This window comes from Bacillus hominis (assembly GCF_018332515.1).
Taxonomy (GTDB): Bacteria; Bacillota; Bacilli; order Bacillales; family Bacillaceae_G; genus Bacillus_A; species Bacillus_A hominis.
This window is the reverse complement of record NZ_BOQD01000288.1, coordinates 1-3,767: the sequence shown is the minus strand read 5'-3', so window position 1 is coordinate 3,767 and position 3,767 is coordinate 1. Positions and strand designations below refer to the sequence as shown.

Annotated in this window: 4 protein-coding genes; 1 reads left to right on the top strand and 3 read right to left on the bottom strand. The window is 33.7% G+C overall.

Going from position 1 to position 3,767, the window contains the following annotated elements; all coding sequences use genetic code 11:
- Nucleotides 1–54: 54 nt before the first annotated feature.
- The 3 genes from KI356_RS22505 to KI356_RS22495 form a co-directional block, all read right to left on the bottom strand.
- Nucleotides 55–1,320, bottom strand: coding sequence for a M48 family metallopeptidase (locus tag KI356_RS22505; RefSeq protein ID WP_212936515.1), 1,266 nt, complete (start codon nt 1,318–1,320; stop codon nt 55–57).
- Between the two features lie 223 nt (nt 1,321–1,543).
- On the bottom strand, nt 1,544–1,843 hold the full coding sequence (locus tag KI356_RS22500; RefSeq protein ID WP_001006056.1) for a hypothetical protein: 300 nt from the start codon (nt 1,841–1,843) through the stop codon (nt 1,544–1,546).
- Between the two features lie 300 nt (nt 1,844–2,143).
- Nucleotides 2,144–2,992, bottom strand: a complete 849-nt coding sequence (locus KI356_RS22495; protein ID WP_212936514.1) for a CPBP family intramembrane glutamic endopeptidase — start codon at nt 2,990–2,992, stop codon at nt 2,144–2,146.
- 139 nt (nt 2,993–3,131) lie between these two features.
- Between KI356_RS22495 and KI356_RS22490 the strand changes: the two genes are divergently transcribed.
- The coding region (locus KI356_RS22490) for a response regulator transcription factor (RefSeq protein ID WP_212936513.1) at nt 3,132–3,767 on the top strand (636 nt) is incomplete at its 3' end.

Sequence of the window (3,767 nt, the reverse complement as noted above, 5' to 3'; positions counted from 1 at the left end):
ATACACTATAATTTTCCAAAACTCGAATACTCCATAATAAAAAGAAGCAGTACACTACTGCTTCTTCTGTTTTTCATATTGTTCAAACGTATGAATTCTTTCAAAAATTGGCGGATGTGTGTATAAGAAAAATTTCACTAACGCAGGCGGATTTACTTGGCTTAAACTTGTTTTTGATAAGTATTGAAAAGTTTTCACACCTGACTCTCCATCTTTCGTCATGTCTAAAGCATATTGATCTGCCGCTCGTTCTTCTATACGAGAAACGTAGTTTGTTGCTGGTTGTGATGCAAAAGATAATAACGAGGAAATTAAGAAAAATAAAGGTAAAATTGAGAAACATGCTAATTTTTGAATTTGCAGCGTATCTCCCCATTTTCGAATACACATATTTATAATACGACTAATTAAATACATACCTATAAACGATATCAAGACATAGCTCGCAACGCCCCAATAAATATGTTTCATTACGTAATGTCCCATTTCATGAGCCATTATAAATAAAATCTCTTTATCTTTTAATTGCTTAAGCGTCGTATCCCACATTACAATGCGAGAGTTAAGGCCAATTCCCGTTACGTACGCATTTAACGAATTTGTTTTTTCCGACATATTTACTTCATATACGTGTTTAGCAGGAATGTCAGCTTTGTCTGCCATCGCTAAAATTTTCGTTTCTAACTCTTTATTTTTCAGCGTCGAGAAGTCGTTATAAAGTGGATCAATAATAACAGGCTGTACGAACGTTAAGAAAATCGTAAATGGTACAGAGAGCGCCCATCCTGCTAGCCACCATCGCTTTGGAAATTTACGAATGAGCCATAAAAGAACAGTAACAATGAGTAACATAGTCGCATAATTCACCCAAAAATCAATAACATGATCTTTTATCCAGCTTTGTGCACTTTGCGTGGAAATACCGTAATCAACAGACACTTTACGCCCGATCCATTGCATCGGTAATGCAAGAACTGTTGTCAGTAATGATAAATAAAAGAAATAAATCGCAACTTGTAAGACATTTATTTTGGTCGTTTCCTTCGACCATTTCTCAAACTTTTTTGAAATACCGAGCACGAGTACAAACAATAAAATAATCCATTCAAGAGGCGTCGCTAAAAAGAACAGTAAATTTTTCACGCGCGAATAATCTTGGCTTAGCGTAAGCTCTCTCGCATTCATAAAGGTTTCTGGATCTGCCCTCGTTCCTTTATACATGTCCGGAATGAGTTCATGACTCCATCCAAATAAATACCAATATATAAATAATGCAAACCCAACGTACAAAAAAAGCGACCACCCAATAACTTTCCTCACGCTATTCCCTCCTCTATGCTGCCTGTCTATTATTATTGTAAGTTCGTACTTTCAAAATTAGAACAAGCTAATCGTGAGAATTGTTCTAGCTCGTTCAATTTACATAAAAAAACTCTTCTATTACAAGAAGAGTTTCACCTATTTTCAAATATTTTCTTCGGCTCATAATCTAGTATAAGAAATGTACTTACAAACAAGCCACTTTTACATATCATTCTATTCCTTAAGGAAGCACATCTATTAATAAACTAAAATCTTGCAAAGAAAAAGAACTATATTTCATAATACCTTGTACAGTTAAAAGTAAAATAAGACCCATCACACACATATAATTAATACTTTCTTCATGCTTTTTCTCAGCAACTACTCCGCCCGTTATGCATAAAATCCCTAATAAATGGAGCGCTAAATACATAAAAAAGTAAGCTTCCTCCCAGCGAAGAACAACATTTACTGTCGTAATCAATACTAAACTCAGTACAATCAAATAAAAAAACTTATTTGACGATATTGTTTCATTCATATAATTTTATACATCCCTTTCAAATTTCGAATTAATGATGATTTAGTTTTCGTAAAATAAAAGCCCTATTACTTTCTCAATCATTTTATGAACCCTAACATAATTCTCTTCATTTTTACATACTGTCTGAAGATGCACTTCATCATTTCTTCTACAATAAAGCTGACTATTATTCATGTCCCTAACACGATAAAAAGAAAAATAGTATTTCCTGTATCATTATTGATGGAAAAGTACTTATATCTAATAGAGGCGGAATCTATCATTTCCTTCAATATTTTCTCAAACGTCTTCCCTACCTTACTTATCTCCCACTATGCTCGAAAAGCTCTTTTCCTTCTCCGCATATATAACAGGCACTTCTTTACTCCAATATTTGCGATTCATAAATAAAAAGATGAGTACTAAGTTTAACCCTGCCATAAAAATAATTAATCCCGGAAAGAATGTCGTATAGTTCGAAAAATCAGCAAAACTCATTATCTTTTCTCTACTTATTAGAAAAGAAGAACTAAGCACAAACGCATTGTTCAACATATGAATAGCAATTGGCATGAGTAAGCTTTTCGTACGAATATATACGATTGATAGTACGATGCTAAACACGATTGCGCCAAGGAAATCAACATGTAAGCAAGCAAATAAAAGCGCTACAACGATCATCGCTATACTAGTACCCCATTTTACTGCAAAACGCTGTAGTAAAAATCCTCGAAAAACAAACTCTCCGACAATAGGCGCGATAAATACAACCATAATAAATTGATATACATATCCCCCAGTACTATCTATAATCGGTTCATGCAAGGCATTCATAATGAAATCTGGTGTAATCCACGCAAAGCTGTACATGTATAAAATAAGATAGCCGTAACTAAAAATACATAGCATAATCGCGATATAAAAAACTTGCACTAGGTTAAATGTTTCGTTTCTATTAATAAATAATGAAAATGAAACTCGATGCTTTCTATATCCATAAAAGAGCCATATTATTGGAAGGATATAAAATATAAGAATATTTATAAAAGAAGAATTTTGTATATGAAATGTATTTTCTAGCAATTCATTACTACTTCGTGCTATCAAAATTAATAGTGCAAATACAATTAAAAAATATCTAGCTCGCATCGTTTGAAACGGATTCACACTCATCTCCTCCCCATGTTACTTTTATCATATCATTTGAATCTTAATTTTTTGTGAAAGAAAACCTTAAAATTTCCTTAAAAATTCCATAAGTTACAAAAAGATGATATGATATTCGAGGAAATTAGGAGGGATTCATATGTATCATGCAAACATTCTACTCGTTGATGATGAATCAGCAATTTTACAATTACTAACTACCATTCTTGAAAAAGAAGGGTTTTCTCATATTACAACCGCAACTTCTGCTGAAATCGCTTTATCTCTCATTGAACAAAACGAATATGCTTTAATTATTTTAGATGTGATGCTTCCTGGACAGTCCGGCTTCGATATTTGTCCTATCATTCGCCAAAAGACAGATTGTCCTATCTTCTTCCTAACAGCGAAAGCGTCTGATTTAGATAAAGTATCCGGATTTTCATACGGTGCGGATGATTACATTACGAAGCCATTTAATCCGCTAGAAGTAGTAGCTCGTATGAAAGCTCAACTCCGAAGACATATGAAACAAAGCATACAAGAACAAAAAACACACTCCATTTCATTTGGAAGGTTTGAAATCGATCAACATTCTGCGGAACTAACAGTAGATGGTAATGTTGTCGAATGCTCCGCTCAGCTCTTTCAACTATTACTCTTCTTTTGTGAGAATCCGAACTACGTATTTTCGAAGGAAGAAATATACGAAAAAGTTTGGGGAGCGCCTGCCTATAATGGCGATGATAATACTGTTATGGTCCACATTCGAAAACTACGTGAAAAAATCGAACAA

Bases quoted from the DNA above. Each gene is read 5' to 3' on its own strand.
- KI356_RS22500 (WP_001006056.1), bottom strand. From the start codon at position 1,843: ATGAATGAAACAATATCGTCAAATAAGTTTTTTTATTTGATTGTACTG.